Here is a 722-nt window from a genome sequence, read left to right as displayed (position 1 = left end):
GGTGTAGCCGAGACGCCGCGCGAGCCCGTCGACGCCGTCGCGGTCGACGACGCCGTCGGCGATCAGCCGCATCGCCCGGCCGGCGACGGTCGCCGCGACGTCCCAGTCGGGACTGCCGGGCGTCGCGTCCGGGAGGCAGCGCTTGCAGGCGCGATAGCCGGCTGCCTGGGCGGCCGCGGCGCTGCGGTGGAAGGTGACGTTGTGCAGCGCCGGCGTGCGCGCCGGGCAGGACGGCCGGCAGTAGATCCCCGTGGTCCGCACGGCGATGTAGAACACCCCGTCGAACCGCCGATCGCGCGCCTTCACCGCCGAGTAGCACGACTCGGTGTCGAGCCCGGGGATCCCGGCCGTGGTGCTGGTCATGCGCCCATTCTGTACGCCGCCGCCGACATCTTCTCGCGGGAATCGGACATCGCCGTCGCGGGCACGCCGAACCATCTCGCCGTCGCGATGTCCCGCGCTTCAGCGACCCTGTCTGCCACCCTGTGCGCATGGTGGAGAACCCGATCGACCTGCTGATCAAGTCGCAGCAGGCCGCCCTGAAGCTCGCGGGCGACACGCTCCGCACCGTGACCAACGCGGCCGTCACCGGCGTCACCGCGCCCGACGAGCTGGTGCGCCAGGTCGGCGACCTCGCCGCCGCCGTCGCGAGCATGGCCGGCGCCATCACCGGACTGGCCGGCGCGACCGCCCAGCCGCTCCAGGACTTCATCGTGCGCCAG

2 protein-coding genes are annotated in these 722 nt (G+C 73.4%); one reads left to right on the top strand and one right to left on the bottom strand.

All coding sequences use genetic code 11. The annotated features are described in order from the left end of the window. Positions 1 to 363, bottom strand: a 363-nt coding sequence (locus H0488_RS23475; RefSeq protein WP_281369753.1) for an Ada metal-binding domain-containing protein, incomplete at its 3' end; no start/stop codon positions are given. Between the two features lie 128 nt (positions 364 to 491). On the opposite strand from H0488_RS23475, the gene H0488_RS23470 reads away from it, so the two are divergent. Then, on the top strand, positions 492 to 722 hold a 231-nt coding region (locus H0488_RS23470; protein WP_220794930.1), incomplete at its 3' end, for a hypothetical protein.

Origin of the sequence: Nocardioides pelophilus, assembly GCF_014180685.1 — a bacterium.
Classification (GTDB): Bacteria; Actinomycetota; Actinomycetes; order Propionibacteriales; family Nocardioidaceae; genus Nocardioides; species Nocardioides pelophilus.
This window is presented reverse-complemented; position numbering and strand designations above follow the sequence as displayed.